17 protein-coding genes are annotated in these 17,922 nt (G+C 71.6%); 2 read left to right on the top strand and 15 right to left on the bottom strand.

Annotation, left to right across the window (positions count from 1 at the left end):
• Positions 1 to 40: 40 nt before the first annotated feature.
• From lepB (N7925_RS08345) to N7925_RS08385, 9 genes are all read right to left on the bottom strand, one after another.
• Complete coding sequence (lepB, locus tag N7925_RS08345) at positions 41 to 943, bottom strand: signal peptidase I (RefSeq protein ID WP_274346422.1); 903 nt, start codon at positions 941 to 943, stop codon at positions 41 to 43.
• Positions 846 to 1,922: a signal peptidase I gene (gene lepB / locus N7925_RS08350; protein ID WP_274343507.1), complete on the bottom strand. Its 1,077-nt coding sequence runs from the start codon at positions 1,920 to 1,922 to the stop codon at positions 846 to 848. Before lepB (N7925_RS08350) ends, lepB (N7925_RS08345) begins: the two co-directional genes overlap by 98 nt.
• Positions 1,915 to 2,685, bottom strand: a complete 771-nt coding sequence (gene lepB / locus N7925_RS08355; RefSeq protein WP_265599055.1) for a signal peptidase I — start codon at positions 2,683 to 2,685, stop codon at positions 1,915 to 1,917. The genes lepB (N7925_RS08350) and lepB (N7925_RS08355) overlap by 8 nt, the downstream gene beginning before the upstream one ends.
• A gap of 65 nt (positions 2,686 to 2,750) precedes the next feature.
• Positions 2,751 to 3,101, bottom strand: coding sequence for a 50S ribosomal protein L19 (gene rplS, locus N7925_RS08360; protein ID WP_265599056.1), 351 nt, complete (start codon positions 3,099 to 3,101; stop codon positions 2,751 to 2,753).
• 130 nt (positions 3,102 to 3,231) lie between these two features.
• Positions 3,232 to 4,053: a tRNA (guanosine(37)-N1)-methyltransferase TrmD gene (gene trmD / locus N7925_RS08365; protein WP_265599057.1), complete on the bottom strand. Its 822-nt coding sequence runs from the start codon at positions 4,051 to 4,053 to the stop codon at positions 3,232 to 3,234.
• The gene (rimM, locus tag N7925_RS08370; RefSeq protein ID WP_274343508.1) at positions 4,053 to 4,643 is read right to left on the bottom strand and encodes a ribosome maturation factor RimM; all 591 of its coding nucleotides are present in this window, start codon (positions 4,641 to 4,643) and stop codon (positions 4,053 to 4,055) included. The genes trmD and rimM overlap by 1 nt, the downstream gene beginning before the upstream one ends.
• Positions 4,644 to 4,764: 121 nt before the next feature.
• Positions 4,765 to 5,004, bottom strand: coding sequence for an RNA-binding protein (locus N7925_RS08375; RefSeq protein WP_003965959.1), 240 nt, complete (start codon positions 5,002 to 5,004; stop codon positions 4,765 to 4,767).
• A gap of 2 nt (positions 5,005 to 5,006) precedes the next feature.
• Positions 5,007 to 5,447 carry a 30S ribosomal protein S16 gene (gene rpsP, locus N7925_RS08380; protein WP_018960735.1) on the bottom strand — a complete coding sequence of 147 codons (441 nt, stop codon included), beginning with the start codon at positions 5,445 to 5,447 and terminating at the stop codon, positions 5,007 to 5,009.
• Positions 5,448 to 5,604: 157 nt separating this feature from the next.
• Complete coding sequence (locus tag N7925_RS08385; protein ID WP_265599059.1) at positions 5,605 to 6,198, bottom strand: hypothetical protein; 594 nt, start codon at positions 6,196 to 6,198, stop codon at positions 5,605 to 5,607.
• Positions 6,199 to 6,649: 451 nt separating this feature from the next.
• On the opposite strand from N7925_RS08385, the gene N7925_RS08390 reads away from it, so the two are divergent.
• Positions 6,650 to 7,534, top strand: a complete 885-nt coding sequence (locus N7925_RS08390; RefSeq protein ID WP_274343509.1) for a methyltransferase domain-containing protein — start codon at positions 6,650 to 6,652, stop codon at positions 7,532 to 7,534.
• A 76-nt stretch (positions 7,535 to 7,610) separates the two neighbouring features.
• Here the strand turns inward: N7925_RS08390 and ffh are convergent, their stop codons facing one another.
• The 5 genes from ffh to nsdA all read right to left on the bottom strand — a co-directional run bounded on the left by ffh (position 7,611) and on the right by nsdA (position 15,318).
• Positions 7,611 to 9,158: a signal recognition particle protein gene (gene ffh, locus N7925_RS08395; protein WP_265599061.1), complete on the bottom strand. Its 1,548-nt coding sequence runs from the start codon at positions 9,156 to 9,158 to the stop codon at positions 7,611 to 7,613.
• Between the two features lie 121 nt (positions 9,159 to 9,279).
• On the bottom strand, positions 9,280 to 11,739 hold the full coding sequence (locus tag N7925_RS08400) for a [protein-PII] uridylyltransferase (RefSeq protein WP_274343510.1): 2,460 nt from the start codon (positions 11,737 to 11,739) through the stop codon (positions 9,280 to 9,282).
• A 29-nt stretch (positions 11,740 to 11,768) separates the two neighbouring features.
• Positions 11,769 to 12,107: a P-II family nitrogen regulator gene (locus tag N7925_RS08405; RefSeq protein ID WP_007452846.1), complete on the bottom strand. Its 339-nt coding sequence runs from the start codon at positions 12,105 to 12,107 to the stop codon at positions 11,769 to 11,771.
• A complete protein-coding gene (locus tag N7925_RS08410; RefSeq protein WP_265599063.1) occupies positions 12,104 to 13,456 on the bottom strand; it encodes an ammonium transporter in 1,353 nt (450 codons plus the stop codon). The genes N7925_RS08405 and N7925_RS08410 overlap by 4 nt, the downstream gene beginning before the upstream one ends.
• A 386-nt stretch (positions 13,457 to 13,842) precedes the next feature.
• Entirely contained in the window at positions 13,843 to 15,318 is a 1,476-nt protein-coding gene (gene nsdA / locus N7925_RS08415) for a transcriptional repressor NsdA (RefSeq protein WP_265599064.1), read from the bottom strand.
• A 452-nt stretch (positions 15,319 to 15,770) separates the two neighbouring features.
• Here nsdA and N7925_RS08420 point away from each other — a divergent pair, with 452 nt between their 5' ends.
• Complete coding sequence (locus N7925_RS08420) at positions 15,771 to 16,418, top strand: bifunctional DNA primase/polymerase (protein ID WP_265599065.1); 648 nt, start codon at positions 15,771 to 15,773, stop codon at positions 16,416 to 16,418.
• Positions 16,419 to 16,506: 88 nt separating this feature from the next.
• Here the strand turns inward: N7925_RS08420 and ftsY are convergent, their stop codons facing one another.
• On the bottom strand, positions 16,507 to 17,715 hold the full coding sequence (gene ftsY, locus N7925_RS08425; RefSeq protein WP_265599066.1) for a signal recognition particle-docking protein FtsY: 1,209 nt from the start codon (positions 17,713 to 17,715) through the stop codon (positions 16,507 to 16,509).
• Between the last annotated feature and the right edge of the window lie 207 nt (positions 17,716 to 17,922).

The raw sequence follows: 17,922 nt of genomic DNA on the forward strand, positions 1-17,922 counted from the left end.
CCCCGTCGGAGATCGACAATCGCTGATCCGAGTGGGCACCCTACCCGGCGGTACGCCCGGCGGTCAGCCTCCGGCGGCGCCACAGCACGAGGGGCACCGCTCCGGCTGCACCCAGTGCCGCCGGCGCCATCGCGGCGGCCGCGTTCAGACCGGGCTGGTCGAAGGTGTCCGGGACCGGGAGGGTCGACCAGCGGCCCAGCGGCCAGGCGACGACGACGGCACGGCCGACGACCTCGTCCGTGGAGACCGTGCCCTGCCCCGGAAGCTCCTGGTGGTAGCGCGAGTCCAGGGAGTTCTGCCGGTGGTCGCCCATGACGAAGATCCGGCCGTCCGGCACCTTGATCGGGCCGAAGGGCTTGTCGTTGCACGCGGTGTTCCCCGGGAAGATGAACGACTTCTCGTCCAGGCTCTTCCCGTTGACCGTGACCGGCCCGTTCTCCTTGCACTCCACGGTGTCGCCGCCGACCGCGACGACCCGCTTGATCAGGTCCTTCTCCTCGGAGGAGGGCATCAGACCGATGAAGCTCAGGAACTTCTGCACCGCGTTGGGCTCCGGGGTCACGGTGTCCTCCAGCCAGCCGCCCGGGTCGTGGAAGACCACGACCTCGCCGCGCTCCGGCTCCGAGCCGAACCACGGGGTCAGCTTGTCGACCAGCACCCGGTCACCCCGCTGCAGAGTGTTCTGCATGGAGTCCGAGGGGATCGAGAACGCCTGGACCAGGAACGTCTTGATCAGCAGTGCCAGAACCAGCGCGATGCCGACGAGCAGCGGCAACTCCAGCCAGAAGGAACGTTGCCTCCTGGCGGGCCTGCCGCCGTCGCCGTCGCCGCCCGGGGTGTCGCCCTCACCTTCCGGCGGGACCGCCGCCCCGCCCGCGGGAGACTCGTCGCGCTCCGGCCGGTCCTCGGGTTCGTCGTGTCCGGATCGTGCGCCGACCGCCAAATCCCCCACATCCACTCCTCAATACGTGCCACTGCCCGCGCCCGATCCGGTGCAGGCCCACCACTCCCATAACGAGCGGGAGTTCCGCAGGGGTCGGGAGCCGGACCATTCCATAGGGATCCGGAGGTGCCACACTATTCGACGGGGCCGGAGCCGCCGCCTCCGATGCCTGCGCGTCCGGGACCGCGCTGAAGGCGTCGCGTTGTTCCAGGGTGCTCCAGTGGCCGAACGGCCAGGCGATCACGACGGCCCGCCCCACGACCTCTTCCTCGGAGACCGTGCCCCGGTCGGGTTCGTCGAGGTGGAAGCGGGAGTCGGCCGAGTCGGACCGGTGGTCCCCCATCATGAACAGCCGGCCCCGGGGGACCTTCACCTCGAACGAGATGGTCGAGGGCCGGTCGTCGGGGTGGAGGTACGTCTCGGCCAGCGGTACGCCGTTGACGGTGACCCGGCCGTCCTCGCCGCAGCACTTCACGGTGTCGCCGCCGACCGCGACGACCCGCTTGATCAGGTCCTGCTCGTCGTCGGACGGCAGCAGCCCGATGAAGGTCAGCAGCTCGGTGACCTGCTTGACGACGATCGGCGGGTCCTCCTTCTCCCCCGGGTTCTCCTGCCGGAGCCAGCCGCCGGGGTCCTTGAACACCACGACGTCGCCGCGCTGCGGCTTCGACCCGAACCACGGGGTCAGCTTGTCCACGAGCACCCGGTCGCCGATCCGGATGGTCTGTTCCATCGACCCGGACGGGATGACGAACGCCTGCACCAGGAACGTCTTCAGGACGAGCGCGATCAGCAGTGCCACGACGACGAGGACGGGTATCTCCCGCACCGCGGACCCGCGACGCCTGCGCCGGACCTTCTTGGCCAGCCGGCGGCGTTCCGCCCGGGTGGGCAGGGAGCGCGGCCCGGTGGGCCTGGTCCCGGTCGGCAGGGCCGCGTCGGGATCGGATGCGCCGCGCGGACGTCCGCGGTTACCCATGCGCCGCGCCAGGCGCCCGTACGCCGCCGAAGGCGCCGGTCCCCTCCAGCGAACCCGTCCGGGCGGGCGGCCAGCCCAGCCAGTCCACCCGGCCGGTCACCCGCTCGACGGGGACCATCCCGCCGCCGGGCGATCCGAGATGGTCCCGGGAGTCGCTGGAGCGGCTGCGGTGATCGCCCATCATCCACAGGGTGCCGGCGGGGACCACGATGTCGAAGGGGACCCGGGAGGCGGTGTCACCGGGGTACACATACGGCTCGTCCACCGCCACGTCGTTGACCGCGAGCCTTCCCCGCGCGTCGCAGCAGACGACGCGGTCACCGCCCACACCCACCACGCGCTTCACGAAGTCGGTGTCGGCGGGCTCCGTGAGCCCCAGGGAGGAGGCCGCCCCGCGCGCCAGCCCGGTCAGGGGGTTCGCTTCGAGGTCCTCCCGTACGAACGAGCCGGTGCCGTCGAAGACCACCACGTCGCCGCGCTCCGGCTCGGCGCCGAAACGGTACGCCAGCTTGTTGACGAGAACCCGGTCGCCGACCTTCAGCGTGGGCTCCATCGAGCGGCTGGGGATCAGGAAAGGCTGGACCACGTAGGAGCTGAACAGCAGCAGGGCGACGGTGGCGAGGACCACCCCGGTGAGCACACGCCGCCAGGACAGGACGGAGACGGCACGGTCCTGTATACGCGAAAAGCGCGACCTCTCCCCGGACCCCGCGTCGGGTTCCGAGGAGCGGTCGCGCTCCGAGTGCTGTGCTTGCGTGTCCATCGCGGCCGAAGCTTATCCGGCCATGCTGTGGACGGGTCACCCCCGGGGGATGACCCGGCGGCGGCTCAGCGGTCGCGCTTCTCCTTGATCTTCGCGGCCTTGCCGCGCAGCTCACGGAGGAAGTACAGCTTGGCGCGACGGACGTCACCGCGGGTGACGAGCTCGATCTTCTCGAAGATCGGGCTGTGCACCGGGAAGGTGCGCTCGACGCCGACGCTGAAGGAGACCTTGCGGACCGTGAAGGTCTCGCTGACGCCCGAGCCCTGGCGGCGGATGACGATGCCCTTGAACTGCTGGATACGGGAGCGGTTGCCCTCGATCACGCGCACGTGGACGTTGACGGTGTCACCGGGGCGGAACGCCGGGAGGTCCGAACGGAGGGTGGCGGCGTTGACGCCATCGAGCAGGGAAGCCATGGTTTCTGCTTTCTTCGCCGATGCCACAGGTCATCGACGGAATATCGTTGAAGAGTTCGGAGTGCTGATCGCGTCGGGCGGACGTCTTTCCCCCTGTGGCAGGGGCGCACACCGGACGTACAGCAGCGGCCTATTCTTCCACGGCGGTGGGCCTGCGCCAAAATCGGCCGCCGGGCTCCGGTGCGAAGCCGAGGATGGAGAGGATCTCGCGGTCCTTCTTGTCGAAGGCGCTCGCCTCGCACCGCTCGATCAGATCGGGCCGGTTGAGTGCCGTGCGGGCGAAGGCCTGGTCCCGTCGCCAGCGGGCGATCCTGCCGTGGTGGCCGCTGAGCAGGACGTCCGGGATGGAACGGCCGCGCCACTCGGGCGGCTTGGTGAAGACCGGGCCCTCCAGGAGATCGGCCATCGCGCCCGGGGCGAAGGAGTCGTCCCGGTGGGACTCGGCGTTGCCGAGGACGCCCGGCAGCAGCCGGGCCACCGCCTCCGTGATCACCAGGACGGCCGCTTCCCCGCCGGCCAGCACATAGTCCCCGATGGAGACCTCGACGACCCGCAGCCGGGTGGCGTACTCGTCGATCACCCGGCGGTCGATGCCCTCGTACCGGGCCGGGGTGAAGACGAGCCAGGGCTCGGCGGAGAGTCCGACGGCCAGTTCCTGGGTGAACGGCCGGCCGCTGGGCGTGGGCACGACGAGCACCGGGGAGTGCGCCCCGGCCTCGTAGCCGTCGGCCAGGGCCTCGTCGAGCGCCTCGCCCCAGGGCTCGGTCTTCATGACCATGCCGGGGCCGCCGCCGTAGGGGGTGTCGTCGACCGTGTTGTGCCGGTCGTACGTCCACTCCCGCAGGTCGTGGACGTGGACGTCCAGCACGCCGCGGGCGCGGGCCTTGCCGACGAGGGAGACGTTCAGCGGTTCCAGGTACTCCGGGAAGATCGTGACGACGTCGAGCCGCATCAGGCGTCGTCCTTCGGCGCCTCGTCCGCTTCCCCGGCGGCCTCTTCCTCTTCATCGCGCGAGGAGGCGACCACGGCCTCGCTCTCGTCGATCAGGCCGGGCGGCGGGGTGATGACCGCGCGCTGCTCCTCCAGGTCGATCTCGGTGACGATCTCCTCCACGAAGGGGATCATCACCTCGCTGCCGTCGGGGCGCTCCACGATGAACAGGTCCTGCGAGGGCAGGTGGGAGATTTCGGTGATCCGGCCGATCCCGGTGCCGTCGGCGAGCACCACGTCGAGGTCGATCAGCTGGTGGTCGTAGAACTCGTCCTCGTCCTCGGGGACCTCCTCCGGGTCCACCTCGGCGATCAGCAGGGTGTTGCGCAGCGCCTCGGCGCCGGTGCGGTCGCGCACACCCTCGAAGCGCAGCAGGAGTTTGCCGCTGTGGACCCGGCCCGTCTCGATCGTCAGCGGACCGGTCGCCGCCGGTTCGGTGGCCAGGACGGCGCCGGGTCCGAGCCGCAGCTCCGGCTCGTCCGTTCGTACCTCGACGGTGACCTCGCCCTTGATGCCGTGGGCGCGGCCGATCCGCGCGACTACCAACTGCACGCTGTTCTCCGATTGGTGGGGTGGGGACGTCGACCTGTCGAAAACGTCCGGGTGGCCGACGACAAAGGCCGGGGACGGCCCGAAGGCCCTCCCCGGCCCTGGCCGGTGTTCAACTCGCTTATCAGCGAACCTGGTCCACATCGACGAGGTCGACGCGGATCCCACGGCCGCCGATGGCACCCACGACCGTGCGCAGAGCGCGAGCGGTGCGGCCGTTACGGCCGATCACCTTGCCGAGGTCGTCGGGGTGGACCCGGACCTCCAGCACGCGCCCGCGACGCAGGGTGCGCTCGGCAACCTGTACGTCGTCGGGGTTGTCGACGATGCCCTTCACGAGGTGCTCGAGAGCCTCCTCGAGCATGCTCAGGCCTCGGTCGACTCGGTGGACGCGGGGGCCTCAGCCGCCTCGTCCGCCTTCTTGTCGGACTTCTTGGCCTTGGGGGTGATGGCCTCACCCTTGGCCTCGTCGCCGTCCGAGGTCAGCGCCTCGAACAGCGCGCGCTTGTCAGCCTTGGGCTCCGGCTGCAGCAGCGGCGCGGGGGCCGGGAGGCCCTTGTGGGCCTGCCAGTCACCGGTGAGCTTCAGGATCGCGAGGACCGGCTCGGTCGGCTGGGCGCCGACGGACAGCCAGTACTGCGCGCGCTCTGCGTTGACCTCGATGCGCGAGGGGTTCTGCACCGGGTGGTACAGGCCGATCTCCTCGATGGCCCGGCCATCACGGCGGGTACGGGAGTCGGCGACGACGATGCGGTAGTGAGGCGAACGGATCTTGCCCAGACGCTTCAGCTTGATCTTGACTGCCACGGAAGTGGTGTCTCCTGGTCTATGACGTGGTTGGGCACAACTAGATGCCACGTGGGGTTGCGGTACTCGGAGTGCCCGATGGACGCGTCAGCCGGAGGAGAGAGGGGTCCTGTGCGACTGTCGAGTACAGCTAGCCATTGTGCCACACCACATCGGCTCACCCCACCGCGACCGCCGCTTCCGGAATCCGGAACGGCTTGCCGCAGCCGCCGCAGACGATCGGCGCCTGCGCCAGGACCGACGGCACGACGCGGACGTTGCGTCCGCAGTCGCAGACGGCCTTGACCCGCACACCGCCCCCGGAGGAACCGTGCCGGGCGGCAGGTCCGCGGAAGGAGCGCTTGGTGTCGGCGGCGGTGGCGACGGTGTGCGCCTTGAGGGCGCGCTGCAGCCGTTCGATGGTCGGGCGGTACCGGCGCTTGGCTTCCGGAACCAGCGTGACCAGCGAGAATCCGCTGCTGGGGTGGGGTTCCTCGGCATGATCGAGGCCCAGCTCCTCGGCGATCGCGAGGAAGCGTCGGTTGTGGTAACGGCCGGCGCGGGAGGTGTCTCGGACTCCTCTCGCGGCGGCGATGCCATGGACTGCCTCATGGAGCAGTCGCTCGAAGGAGAGCTCGGCGCCACAGGCGGACGAGGACTCTCCGATCAGGGACTCGGGCGCGGCAAGATCGGGCAGCTCGGGGTGGTACCGCTGAATGTCGGCCCACGCCTGTGCCAGCTCTGCGGCAAGTACAGGTGGTGTCGTGCTCACGTCGTGACAACGAGCCCGAGGGCCCCGGTGTTCCTATTCCGGGGCATCCCAAATAATTTGCACGTACCAGTCAGTTGCCCTTGATGCGTCCGGACGAGGGCGGGTGCGCAGAACTGTGGAGAAGACGCACAGCTCACACCAAGGTGGTGCACAGCGTGCGGTACGCCCCGGGGCTCCGGAGGTGAGGGCCTAGCGGCCCGCGCTCCTGACGAATCCGCCCGAGAGCCTACCCGCCCCTCCCCTCGACGTGCCCGGCGCGGGGTGTCGGGTAAGACTGGTCGGAGAGCAGACGTGGGACGGGGCGCACGAACGGGGCACGCGAGCACTGCTCCACACCCCCTGGACGGAACGGCGGATGCGCAGTTCTCTGGCTACGGGGGTGCGGAACACACGCACACGGGGGACGTCCACTCGGGCACGACCGACCTCTTGGCGGATTGGGGCACTTTCCATGACACCAACGCTCGTCCGGCACCAGCCGGCCGCGGATGGATCCGCACCGGCGGACGCCGGTACCCGCGCACGCGACTGGGCCGAGATCCAGGAACGCATGCTCGCGCCGCTGTACGAGGCGGTGTACGACCGGATGGAAGTCGGGGCCGCCACCCGGATGCTGTCCCTCGGCTGTGGCTCGGGCCTCGCGATGCTCGTCGCGGCCGCCCGGGGGGCCCACGTCACGGGTGTGGACTCCGACCGGGAGCGCCTGGCCCTGGCCCGGGCACGGCTGCTGCCCGAGGCGGGCTGGGACGACGCGCCCGCGCACTCAGCGCATCCGGCCCGCCGTCGGGCCCGGCTGCTGGAGGACGGGCTGCCCGCGCCCGCCGGCGCGGACGGCGCCCCGTACGACCTGATCACGGTCTTCGAGCCGATCGGCTGTGCGGCCGGGGACTCCGAGGGGCTGGTCCCGGCGCTGCGGTCGGCCGTGCCGCTGGCGGTCAGGGGCGCCTCGGTGGTGCTGACCGGATGGGGGCCGCCGGAGCGCTGCGCCACGGCCGCGGTGCTGCGGGTGGCCGCGCGGCTGGCGGAGTCCGCGCGGCCGCCGCGTACCGACCCGGGCAGGTGGCGGCCGACGCTCCGGGACGATCTGGAGGACGTGGCGGCGCGGGCCGGGCTGAAGCCGGACGGTTCGGGGCGGGTGTCCTGCCCGTTCGGCTACGCGGACGTGAACAGCGCGGTGCGCGGCTTGCTGTCCACCGGTCTCTTCGACGCCGCCGTACGGGCCACGGACCGCTCCCAGGTGGAGAAGGAGGTCGCGGAGGCTCTGCATCCGCACCGGCGGCAGGACGGCACGGTGTGGATGCCGAACGTCTTCCGCTATCTGGTCTGCCTGACCTGAGCCCGCGGGGAGGCACGACGCGCGTAAGGGGCGCCCTTGAGAGAGGGCGCCCCTTACGCGTGGTGATCTGCTCGCGTTACATGAACTTCTTGAACTCGTCCGGCAGCTCGAAGTTCTTGTCCTCCTGGGCGGGCAGACCGAACGCGCCGCCCTGGGCCGCCTGCTCGCGGCGCTCCGCGGCGGCGGCCTCCTCGGCCTTGCGCTTCATGGGGTTGCCGCTCTTGCGCTTGCCCTTGGCCTGCTTGACCTGCTTCTTCTGACGGCCGGGGCCGCCGCCCATGCCGGGCATGCCCGGCATCCCGGGCATGCCGCCGCCCTGGGCCATCTTCGACATCATCTTGCGGGCCTCGAAGAAGCGCTCCACCAGGCTCTTGACCGCGGAGACCTCGACGCCCGAACCCTTGGCGATACGGGCGCGGCGCGAGCCGTTGATGAGCGTCGGCTCGGCGCGCTCCTTGGGGGTCATCGACTTGATGATCGCGGCGGTGCGGTCGATGTCGCGCTCGTCGATGTTGTTGATCTGGTCCTTGATCTGCCCCATGCCGGGCAGCATGCCGAGCAGCTTGGAGATGGAGCCCATCTTGCGGACCTGCTCCATCTGGGCCAGGAAGTCGTCGAGGGTGAAGTCCTTGCCACCCTTGCTCGACTGGAGCTTCGAGGCCATTGCGGCGGCCTCTTCCTGGCTGAACGTCTTCTCCGCCTGCTCGATCAGGGTGAGCAGGTCACCCATGTCGAGGATGCGGGAGGCCATCCGGTCCGGGTGGAACGCGTCGAAGTCCTCCAGCTTCTCGCCGTTCGACGCGAACATGACCTGCTTGCCCGTGACGTGGGCGATCGACAGGGCCGCGCCACCGCGGGCGTCGCCGTCGAGCTTGGAGAGCACCACGCCGTCGAAGCCGACGCCGTCGCGGAAGGCCTCGGCGGTGTTGACCGCGTCCTGGCCGATCATCGCGTCGACGACGAAGAGGATCTCGTCGGGGCTGACGGCGTCGCGGATGTCCGCGGCCTGCCGCATCAGTTCCTGGTCGATGCCGAGGCGGCCGGCGGTGTCGACGATGACGATGTCGTGGACCTTGGCCTTGGCGAACTCGATGGAGTCCTTGGCGACCTGGACCGGGTCGCCGACGCCGTTGCCCGGCTCGGGGGCGTACACCGCGACGCCGGCGCGCTCGGCGACGACGCTCAGCTGGTTGACGGCGTTGGGGCGCTGGAGGTCGCAGGCGACGAGCAGCGGGGAGTGGCCCTGGCCCTTGAGCCAGAGGCCGAGCTTTCCGGCCAGCGTCGTCTTACCGGCGCCCTGGAGACCGGCGAGCATGATCACGGTGGGCGCGGTCTTGGCGAACCGCAGCCGCCGGGTCTCGCCGCCGAGGATGGAGACGAGCTCCTCGTTGACGATCTTGACGACCTGCTGGGCGGGGTTCAGCGCCTGGGAGACCTCGACGCCGCGCGCCCGCTCCTTCACGTTGGCGATGAAGGCCCGGACCACGGGCAGGGCGACGTCGGCTTCCAGCAGGGCGATACGGATCTCGCGTGCCGTGGCGTCGATGTCCGCCTCGGACAAGCGGCCCTTGCCCCTGAGGTTCTTGAAAGTCGCGCTAAGGCGGTCGGAGAGAGTATCGAACACGGCGCTCGTCGGTCCTCAGGGTCGGGGGCGGGGCAGGTCAGTCGCCCTCCAGGGTATCCGTCCCCCGGGCAACGCCAAGCCCTCGCCCGGAACCTGCCGGACGAGGGCTGGTCGTACGCGGTCAGCCCAGGGCCTTCTCGACCTCCCGGGCGACCTCGGCGGCCCGGTCCTGGGACAGTGGTTCACCGTCGGTCCCGGTGACGTAGAAGGCGTCGACGGCGTTGGCGCCGAGGGTGGAGACATGGGCGCTGCGCACCCGTACCGCGCTGCCTTCCAGGGCGTTGCCGATCCGGTGGAGCAGGCCCGGGGCGTCCTGGGCGCGGACCTCGATGACGGTGGCGCGGCGGGAGCCGGCGGCGGCCACGGTCACCCGGGGCGGCGGGGCCTTCACGCCGCGCCGGCGCGGGTAGGCGGCCTCGCGCTCGGCGAGGCGGGCGCGGATGTCCAGGGAGCCGTCGAGGACGCGTACGAGGTCGGCGCGGAGGCGGGTGGCCTGCGGGAGGGACCCGTACTCGGCGGCGACCCGCCAGCTGAGCAGCAGCAGGTCCGCCCGCTCCCCCAGCTCGTTGGGGAGCTCCACCGCGCGCAGGTCGGCGGCGCGCACGGTGAGGCGGTGCAGGGCGAGGACCCCGGCGGCGGCGGGCAGGACGCCGGGGCGGTCGGGCAGGGCGATGAGGAGTTCGACGCCGACGGGTTCCACTTCGCCGTCCTCGGCGGGTTCCTCGGGCCGGGTGTGCAGGGCGAGGACGGGTTCGCCGGTGCGCAGGGCCTCGATGGCGAGGCGTTCGTGCTCGGCGCTGGGCGCGGCCTCCTCGGGCTCGTCGGGAAGCTCTCCGGTGAGGACGGCGGCGACGCGTCCGACGAGGTCGGTGACGAGGGAGGCGCGCCAGGAGCTCCAGGCTGCGGGCCCGGTGGCGAGCGCGTCGGCCTCGGTGAGGGCGTGCAGCAGTTCCAGCGTGGAGGTGCTGGAGACGGCTTCGGCGACCGACCGCACGGTGGCGGGGTCGTCGAGGTCGCGTCGGGTGGCGGTCTCGACGAGCAGCAGATGGTGGCGTACGAGGGTGGCGATGACGCCCACGTCGTGGGTGTCGAAGCCGATGCGGGTGGCCATGTCCCGGGCGATGACCTCGCCGGCCACGGAGTGGTCGCCGGGCCAGCCCTTGCCGATGTCGTGCAGGAGGGCCGCGACCAGGAGGAGGTCGGGGCGGTGGACGCGGCGGGTGAGGAAGGAGGCGCGGACGGCGGTCTCCACGAGGTGCCGGTCGACGGTCCAGGTGTGGACGGCGTTGCGCTGGGGGCGGCAGTGGACGCGTTCCCAGTCGGGCAGCAGCCGGGTGATGATCCCTTCCGCTTCGAGCGCCTCCCAGATGCCGACGGTGGCCTCTCCGGCGCCGAGCAGGGTGACGAGTTCCTCGCGGGCCTCGGGGGGCCAGGGGACCGGCAGCGGCTGGGCGGTGGCCGCCAGGTGGCGTACGAGGTAGCGGGAGAGCGGGAGCCCGGCCTCGGCGGCGGCAGCGGCGGCGCGCAGGGTCAGGACCGGGTCGCGTTCGGGGCGGGCGGCGCGGGCGAGGACCACTTCGCCGTCCGCGTCCACCACGCCATCGGCGAGCGGGGTGCGCTCGGGGGCGGCCTTGGAGCCGAGCCCGCCGCTGAGCATGGCGCGGAGCCTCGGGCGGGCGGAGCGGGCGCGCAGGACCCGGTTGACCTCGCGCCAGGTGACGTCGGTGGCGTACGAGACGGTGCGGGCGGCCTCGTAGACCTTGCGGAGCAGGGCGTCGGCGTCGAGGAGGCCGAGTGCCTGGGCGACCTGGTCCTGTTCCTGGAGGGCGAGGCGGTCGGTGGCGCGCCCGGTGGTGAGGTGGAGGGCGTCGCGGGCGTCCAGGAGGGTGCGGCGGGCCTCGGTGAGGCCTTCGCGGGGGGCGTCGGCGACCCAGGAGGCGGCCACGGCGCGCAGGGCGGTGGCGTCGCGGAGGCCGCCGCGGGCCTCCTTGAGGTCGGGTTCCAGGAGGAACTGGAGCTCGCCCATCCGCTCGGCGCGCTCCTGGCAGAGCGCGTGGAGGGCGGGGAGACGCTTGGGGGCCTGGTTGCGCCAGTCCGCCAGGATCGCGGTGCGCAGGGAGGCGACGAGGCCGAGGTCGCCGGCGACGGGACGGGCGTCCAGCAGGCCGAGCTGGACCTTGAGGTCCTCGCCCGCGGTCCTCCTGGCCTCGCCGGGGGTGCGTACGGAGTGGTCGAGGGCCAGGCCCAGGTCCCAGACCGGGTACCAGACGGAGTCGGCGAGGGCGGCGAGCGCCGCGGCGTCGGCGTGCCCGTCGTGCAGGAGGAGCAGGTCGAGGTCGCTGCGCGGGGAGAGCTCGCCGCGGCCGTAGCCGCCGACGGCGACGAGGGCCGCGCCCCGTACCCCGGCGCGTGCCGCGGCGGCGGTGAACAGGCCGGTGAGCCAGTCGTCGGTGAGGCGGGCGAGGGCCGCACGGCGCGGCGGCCCGGACCGCGTCTCCTGCTGGAGGAGGCGCAGCCGGGCCGCCGCGTAGCCGCTGGGTCCCGGGTCTTCGGTTCCGGTGGTCACTTCGGTACTCGTCACCCAGCTGCCTTCCGTTTGCGGGCCGTAGGTCAGAGGGCGTCCGGGCCGCGCTCGCCGGTCCGTACGCGGACGGCGGTCTCGACCGGGACGCTCCAGACCTTCCCGTCACCGATCTTGCCGGTACGGGCGGCCTTGACGACGACCTCGATGAGCTGTTCGGAGTCCTCGTCCTCGACGAGGACCTCGATGCGGATCTTGGGGACCAGGTCGACGGTGTACTCGGCGCCCCGGTAGACCTCGGTGTGGCCGCGCTGCCGCCCGTAACCGCTGGCTTCCGTGACGGTGAGCCCCTGGACGCCGAAGGCCTGGAGGGCCTCCTTGATCTCGTCCAGCCGGTGGGGCTTCACGACCGCGGTGATGAGCTTCATGCGTCCACCTTCTTTGCCTTCGGTGCTGCCGTCGGGTCCGTCGCGGGGGCGGTGGTGCGGGAGACCGTGCCGCCGCCGGCGCCGCTGAAGTCGTACGCCGTCTCGGCGTGCTCGACCTGGTCGATGCCGGAGATCTCGTCGTCCTCGGAGACCCGCATCCCGATCGTCTTGTCGAGCAGGAGGGCGATGAGGGCGGAGACGACCAGAGAGTACGCGAGGACGGCGACGACGCCGATGGCCTGCTTGCCGAGCTGTTCGAGGCCGCCGCCGTAGAAGAGGCCCTTGGCGTCGGACTGGACGCCGCCGGTGGCGAAGAAGCCGACCAGGAGGGAGCCGATGATGCCGCCGACGAGGTGGACGCCGACGACGTCCAGGGAGTCGTCGTAGCCGAACCTGTACTTCAGGCCGACCGCCATGGCGCACAGGACACCGGCGATGGCGCCGACCGCGATGGCGCCGAGCGGGCTGACGGAGCCGCCCGCCGGGGTGATGGCGACGAGTCCGGCGACCGCGCCGGAGGCGGCGCCCAGGGTGGTGCAGGAGCCGTGGCGCAGCTTCTCGTAGACGAGCCAGCCGAGGACGGCCGCGGCGGTGGCGACCTGGGTGTTCAGGAACATGACCGCGCCGACGCCGTCGTCGTTGCCGAGCCAGGATCCGGCGTTGAAGCCGAACCAGCCGAACCACAGGAGGGCCGCCCCGAGCATGACGAGCGGCAGGCTGTGCGGCCGCATCGGGTCCTTCTTGAAGCCGACGCGCTTGCCGATGACGAGGATGACGCCGAGGGCGGCGGCACCGGCGTTGATGTGGACGGCCGTGCCGCCGGCGAAGTCGATGACGCCCATCTCGAAGAGCCAGCCGCCGGCGCCCCAGACCCAGTGGGCGACGGGGAAGTAGACGACGGTGACCCACAGGACGATGAACACCGCCCAGGCCGTGAACTTCACCCGGTCGGCGAGGGCGCCGCTGATCAGGGCCGGGGTGAGGACGGCGAACATCAGCTGGAAGACGGCGAAGACGTAGACCGGGATGGTGTAGCCGTCCCAGAGTTCGGTGACGCCGATGTTGCTGAGGCCGACGTAGTCGGAGCTCCAGCCGATGACCGAGCCGACGTCGGTGCCGAAGGCGAGGCTGAATCCGTAGAGCACCCACAGGATCGTGACGATCCCGAGGCTGATGAAGCTCATCATCAGCATGTTGAGGGTGCTCTTGACGCGGACCATGCCTCCGTAGAAGAAGGCCAGGCCGGGGGTCATGAGCATCACCAGGGCCGAGCAGATGAGCATGAACCCGGTGTTGGCGGCAGACAGCTCGGGGGCGTCTGCGGCAAGCGTCGTGATGCCTGGGGGCATCGGCGTCTCCTCGTCGTCGGTGCGGCCGCGGCGTGCGGGGGGATGCTGCGGGACCACTGGGAAGGTGCGGGGTGCGGGCCGGCTGATGGGGCAGGTGCGGGCCGGTTATGGGCCATGAGATTGGCCGAGCGCCGTTTCCGGGGATGCCGCACGGTGTTTCGCGAGCGTGACGAAGAGGGAGCGCGTGTTACGGCGGTATGAAGCCGGGGTGGCGCGTCCGGTGCACTGCCTGGCCGGCGGCGCACGCCGCATACGGTGCGGTTGAAACGTCCGGGAGCCGGAATGCACGAAACCGGCCACGGCGGCCCCTCCGTGTGACCAGGCGATGGGGGAGCCGAGTCGGGCTGTACGGGAGGGGCGCCGCGGCCGGGGCCGAGGGGTACCGGTCAGACCGCTTCGGCGGTCTCCGGCAGCTGTTCGTGGAGCAGCTCGGTGAGCCGGGCGACGTCGGCGACGTCGCCGAAGTCCCTGGCAGCGGTGTCGACGGTCTTGCGCAGGCGGGTGTTCACCCGCTCGGAGCGGACCTTCTTGGCGATCTTCAGGGCGCGGGCGGCGAGCACGGTGGACTGCTCGGGCTCGCGCTGGAGGAGATGGACGGTGGCCATGCCGATGAGGTTGAGCGCGTACGAGCGCTGGTGCTCGTCGTCCTCGCCGAACAGCTCCACGGCCTTGTCCATGACGGGCTGGGCGAGCGAGGCGTACGTGGGGCTGCGGCCGGCGACATAGGCGAGGTCACGGTAGGAGTGGGCGTTCTCCCCGTTCAGCTCCGCCTCGGAGAAGAAGCGGATCCAGTCGGGCTCCGGTTCGCCGTCGAGACCCGCGTCCAGGAAGGTGTCCTCGGCCATCCGGACGGCCCGCTTGCACTTGCTGGGCTGGCCCATGTTGGCGTAGGCGCGGGCCTCCATCGCATACAGCATCGCCTGCGTACGGGAGGTGGCGCAGTCGCGGCTGCCGTACTGCGCGAGGTGGATCAGCTCCAGGGCGTCGTCGGGGCGGCCCAGGTGGATCATCTGGCGGCTCATGCTGGACAGGATGTAACTGCCGAGCGGCTTGTCCCCGGCTTCCTTGGCGGCGTGCAGGGCGAGCACGAAGTACTTCTGGGCGGTGGGCTGGAGGCCGACGTCGTAACTCATCCAGCCCGCCAGCTCGGCCAGTTCGGCGGCGCAGCGGAAGAGGCGCTGGGCGGTGGGCCCGGGCTGGGGCTCCTGGAGCAGGTCGGTGACCTCGTGCAGCTGCCCGACGACGGCCTTGCGGCGCAGTCCGCCGCCGCACTGGGCGTCCCACTGCCGGAACATCGCGGTGGTCGACTCCAGCAGGTCCAGCTCGGGCCGGGAGAGCCGGGAGGGGCGGTGGGCGGCGGCCGGGGACTCCGGCTCGCCGGGGCTCTGGGCGGGGACGGGCACCAGCCAGCGCTGCATCGGCTCGATGAGGGCGGGCCCCGCGGCCAGCGCCAGCGAGCTGCCGAGGAAGCCGCGCCGGGCGAGCATCAGGTCGCTGCGGGAGAACTCGCTGAGCAGGGCGACGGTCTGGGGGCCGGCCCAGGGCAGGTCGACTCCGGCCACCGAGGGTGACTGGTGGGCGGTGCGCAGACCGAGCTGTTCGATGGCGACGACGGTGCCGAAGCGCTCCGAGAACAGCTCGGAGAGGATGCGCGGGATCGGCTCGCGGGGCTGCTCCCCGTCGAGCCAGCGCCGCACCCGGGAGGTGTCGGTGCTGATGTGGAGGGCGCCCATCTGCCGCGCCCGCCGGTTCACCTGACGGGCCAGCTCGCCCTTGGACCAGCCACTGCGCACGAACCACGACCCCAACTGCCCGTTGGGGCGCTTCCCGGCATCCGTGTCGCCTGCGCCGCTGCCACTCACTGGAACGCCCCCATCCCGCCGAAACCTCATCGCGCGAACCATTATCAGAATGCCGTGCATCGGTGCTGCCCGTACGGGAGTTGAAACTCATCCCCATCGACGTCACCGACATGATCGAACAGGAAATCGAGTTGCCCGCGGCATACCCGTGGGTGCACATACTCCCAGGGTTCGTGTACCGACGGTAATCCTACGATCACCCCTCCCGCGAGGGGGATTGAAGAAACGCCACCATTCGCCACCCCTTCGAATGAACCCGACTGCCGCCGGGCGCGCTTGACTTGGGCCACCAGGACCGAGGGCGAGCGGACGGATCCACTCGGGGGCGCGCACTCCGTGGCGCACTCCTTTTCGCACTACAGCGCACGCCACTCGATCGAGTTTCAGCGACGGAGGGTTACCCGAGCAACGCGGGTCGTAACCACCGACGAGCCGGACCCGTTGGAGGCGGCATGGGCTTCACGATCGGCGGCATCCGGGAGATGCGGTCCGGTGCGCGGCGACGCCACCGCGGCACCGAGGGCACGGCCGTGGCCGAGTACACAGGGCTGTGGGGCTGGGCGGTGACTCCCGGAGCACGGGCCGGGGCCGGCTCCTGCTCGTGCGGCGAGTCGGCCTGCCCGGCCCCGGGAGCCCACCCGCTGGACTTCGCCCGGGAGGTCCCCGCGGGCACCGGCCTGGACCGCGCGTCGGACGCCTGGGCCGAGACGCCGGGAGCGGCGATGCTGCTGCCCGTGGGCCGCGCCTTCGACGTCCTGGAGGTCGCGGAGGGGGCCGGGCGACGCGCCCTGGTACGGATGGAGCGGATGGGGCTGCCGTCGGGACCGGTCGCGGTGACGCCGACCGGGCGGGCGCAGTTTTTCGTCGCCCCCGGGGCCGCCGCCGAGCTGCCCGAGCTGCTCTACCGGATGGGCTGGGACGACGCGGCCCTCGATCTGCGCGCCCTCGGCCCGGGGTCGCACATCACCGCCCCGCCCTCCGACCTCGGCGGCCTCGGCCCGGTCCGCTGGCTGCGGCCCCCGCTGCTCGACACGGCGGCCGCTCCCCCGCAGGCGCGGCTGCTGCTGGGGACACTGGCGTACGTCTGCCACCGCTCGTAGCCGCTCGCGGCGGGCACGGAAACGGCGGACGGGCGGCGGGCTCCTCACCGGAGCCGCCGCCCGTCCGCCGTTCGGATGCGAGGTGGGGTCAGTCGCCGATCAGGGCGTCCACGAAGGCGCCCGGCTCGAACGGGGCGAGGTCGTCCGCCCCCTCACCGAGGCCGATCAGCTTCACCGGTACGCCCAGCTCGCGCTGGACCGCGATGACGATGCCGCCCTTGGCGGTGCCGTCGAGCTTGGTGAGGACGATGCCGGTGATGTTGACGACCTCCGCGAACACCCGGGCCTGGACGAGGCCGTTCTGCCCGGTGGTGGCGTCGAGGACGAGCAGAATCTCGTCCAGCGGGCCGTGCTTCTCCACGACGCGCTTGACCTTGCCCAGCTCGTCCATGAGGCCGGTCTTGGTGTGCAGCCGCCCCGCGGTGTCGATGAGGACGACGTCCGCGCCCTCGGCGATGCCTTCCTTGACCGCGTCGTAGGCGATCGACGCCGGGTCGCCGCCCTCGGGCCCGCGGACCGTGCGCGCGCCGACCCGCTCGCCCCAGGTCTGGAGCTGGTCGGCGGCGGCGGCGCGGAAAGTGTCGGCCGCGCCGAGCACCACGCTGCGGCCGTCGGCGACGAGCACCCGGGCCAGCTTGCCGGTGGTGGTGGTCTTGCCGGTGCCGTTGACACCGACGACCATGACGACGCCGGGGGTCTCGGCGCCGCCCTCGGTCCTGACCTCGCGGTCGAAGTCCGGGCCGAGCAGCGTGATCAGCTCTTCGCGGAGCAGGGTGCGCAGGTCCTCGGGGGTGCGGGTGCCGAGCACCCGGACGCGCTCACGGAGCCGCTCGACCAGTTCCTGGGTGGGGGCGACGCCGACGTCGGCGGTGAGGAGGGTGTCCTCGATCTCCTCCCAGGTGTCCTCGTCGAGGTTGTCGCGGGAGAGCAGGGTGAGGAGCCCCTTGCCCAGCGAGTTCTGCGAGCGGGCGAGCCGGGCCCGCAGGCGGACGAGCCGGCCGGCGGTGGGTTCGGGGACCTCCAGCGCGGGCGGCGCGGGGGCCTCGGCGACCGGGGCCTCCTCCGCGGGGGCGGTGGCGTCCGGGAGACCGACTTCGTCGATGGTGCGCCGCGCTTCGTCGCGCGGCGTCTCGGCCTCCTCGCCGACCTGCGGTTCGGCGGGAGGAGTGATGGTCGGCGCGCTCGGCGGCGGGGGCGGCAGCTTCTTCTTGCGGCTGCCGACCACGAGCCCGCCGACCAGGCCGACAGCGACCAGGGCGATGACTACAGCGAGGATGACGATTTCGACGAGTTCCATAACCCGTCCAGTATCGGCCACGGCCGTGCCGCGGGCGCGGCCCCTGCTGGCCCCCCGGCGATCCATCGGGGCCATATGCACCTTTTGGCGGTAATGCGGACGCCACCCCCTACCCTTCTGACGCTACGTCAGCTACGGTGCCGCCGCCCACCAGATATCCCCCTGCTTGCCTGCCCGACTGCTCGACTGCCCGCCTCGGCGAAGGGA

It is taken from the genome of Streptomyces sp. CA-278952, assembly GCF_028747205.1.
Taxonomy (GTDB): Bacteria; Actinomycetota; Actinomycetes; order Streptomycetales; family Streptomycetaceae; genus Streptomyces.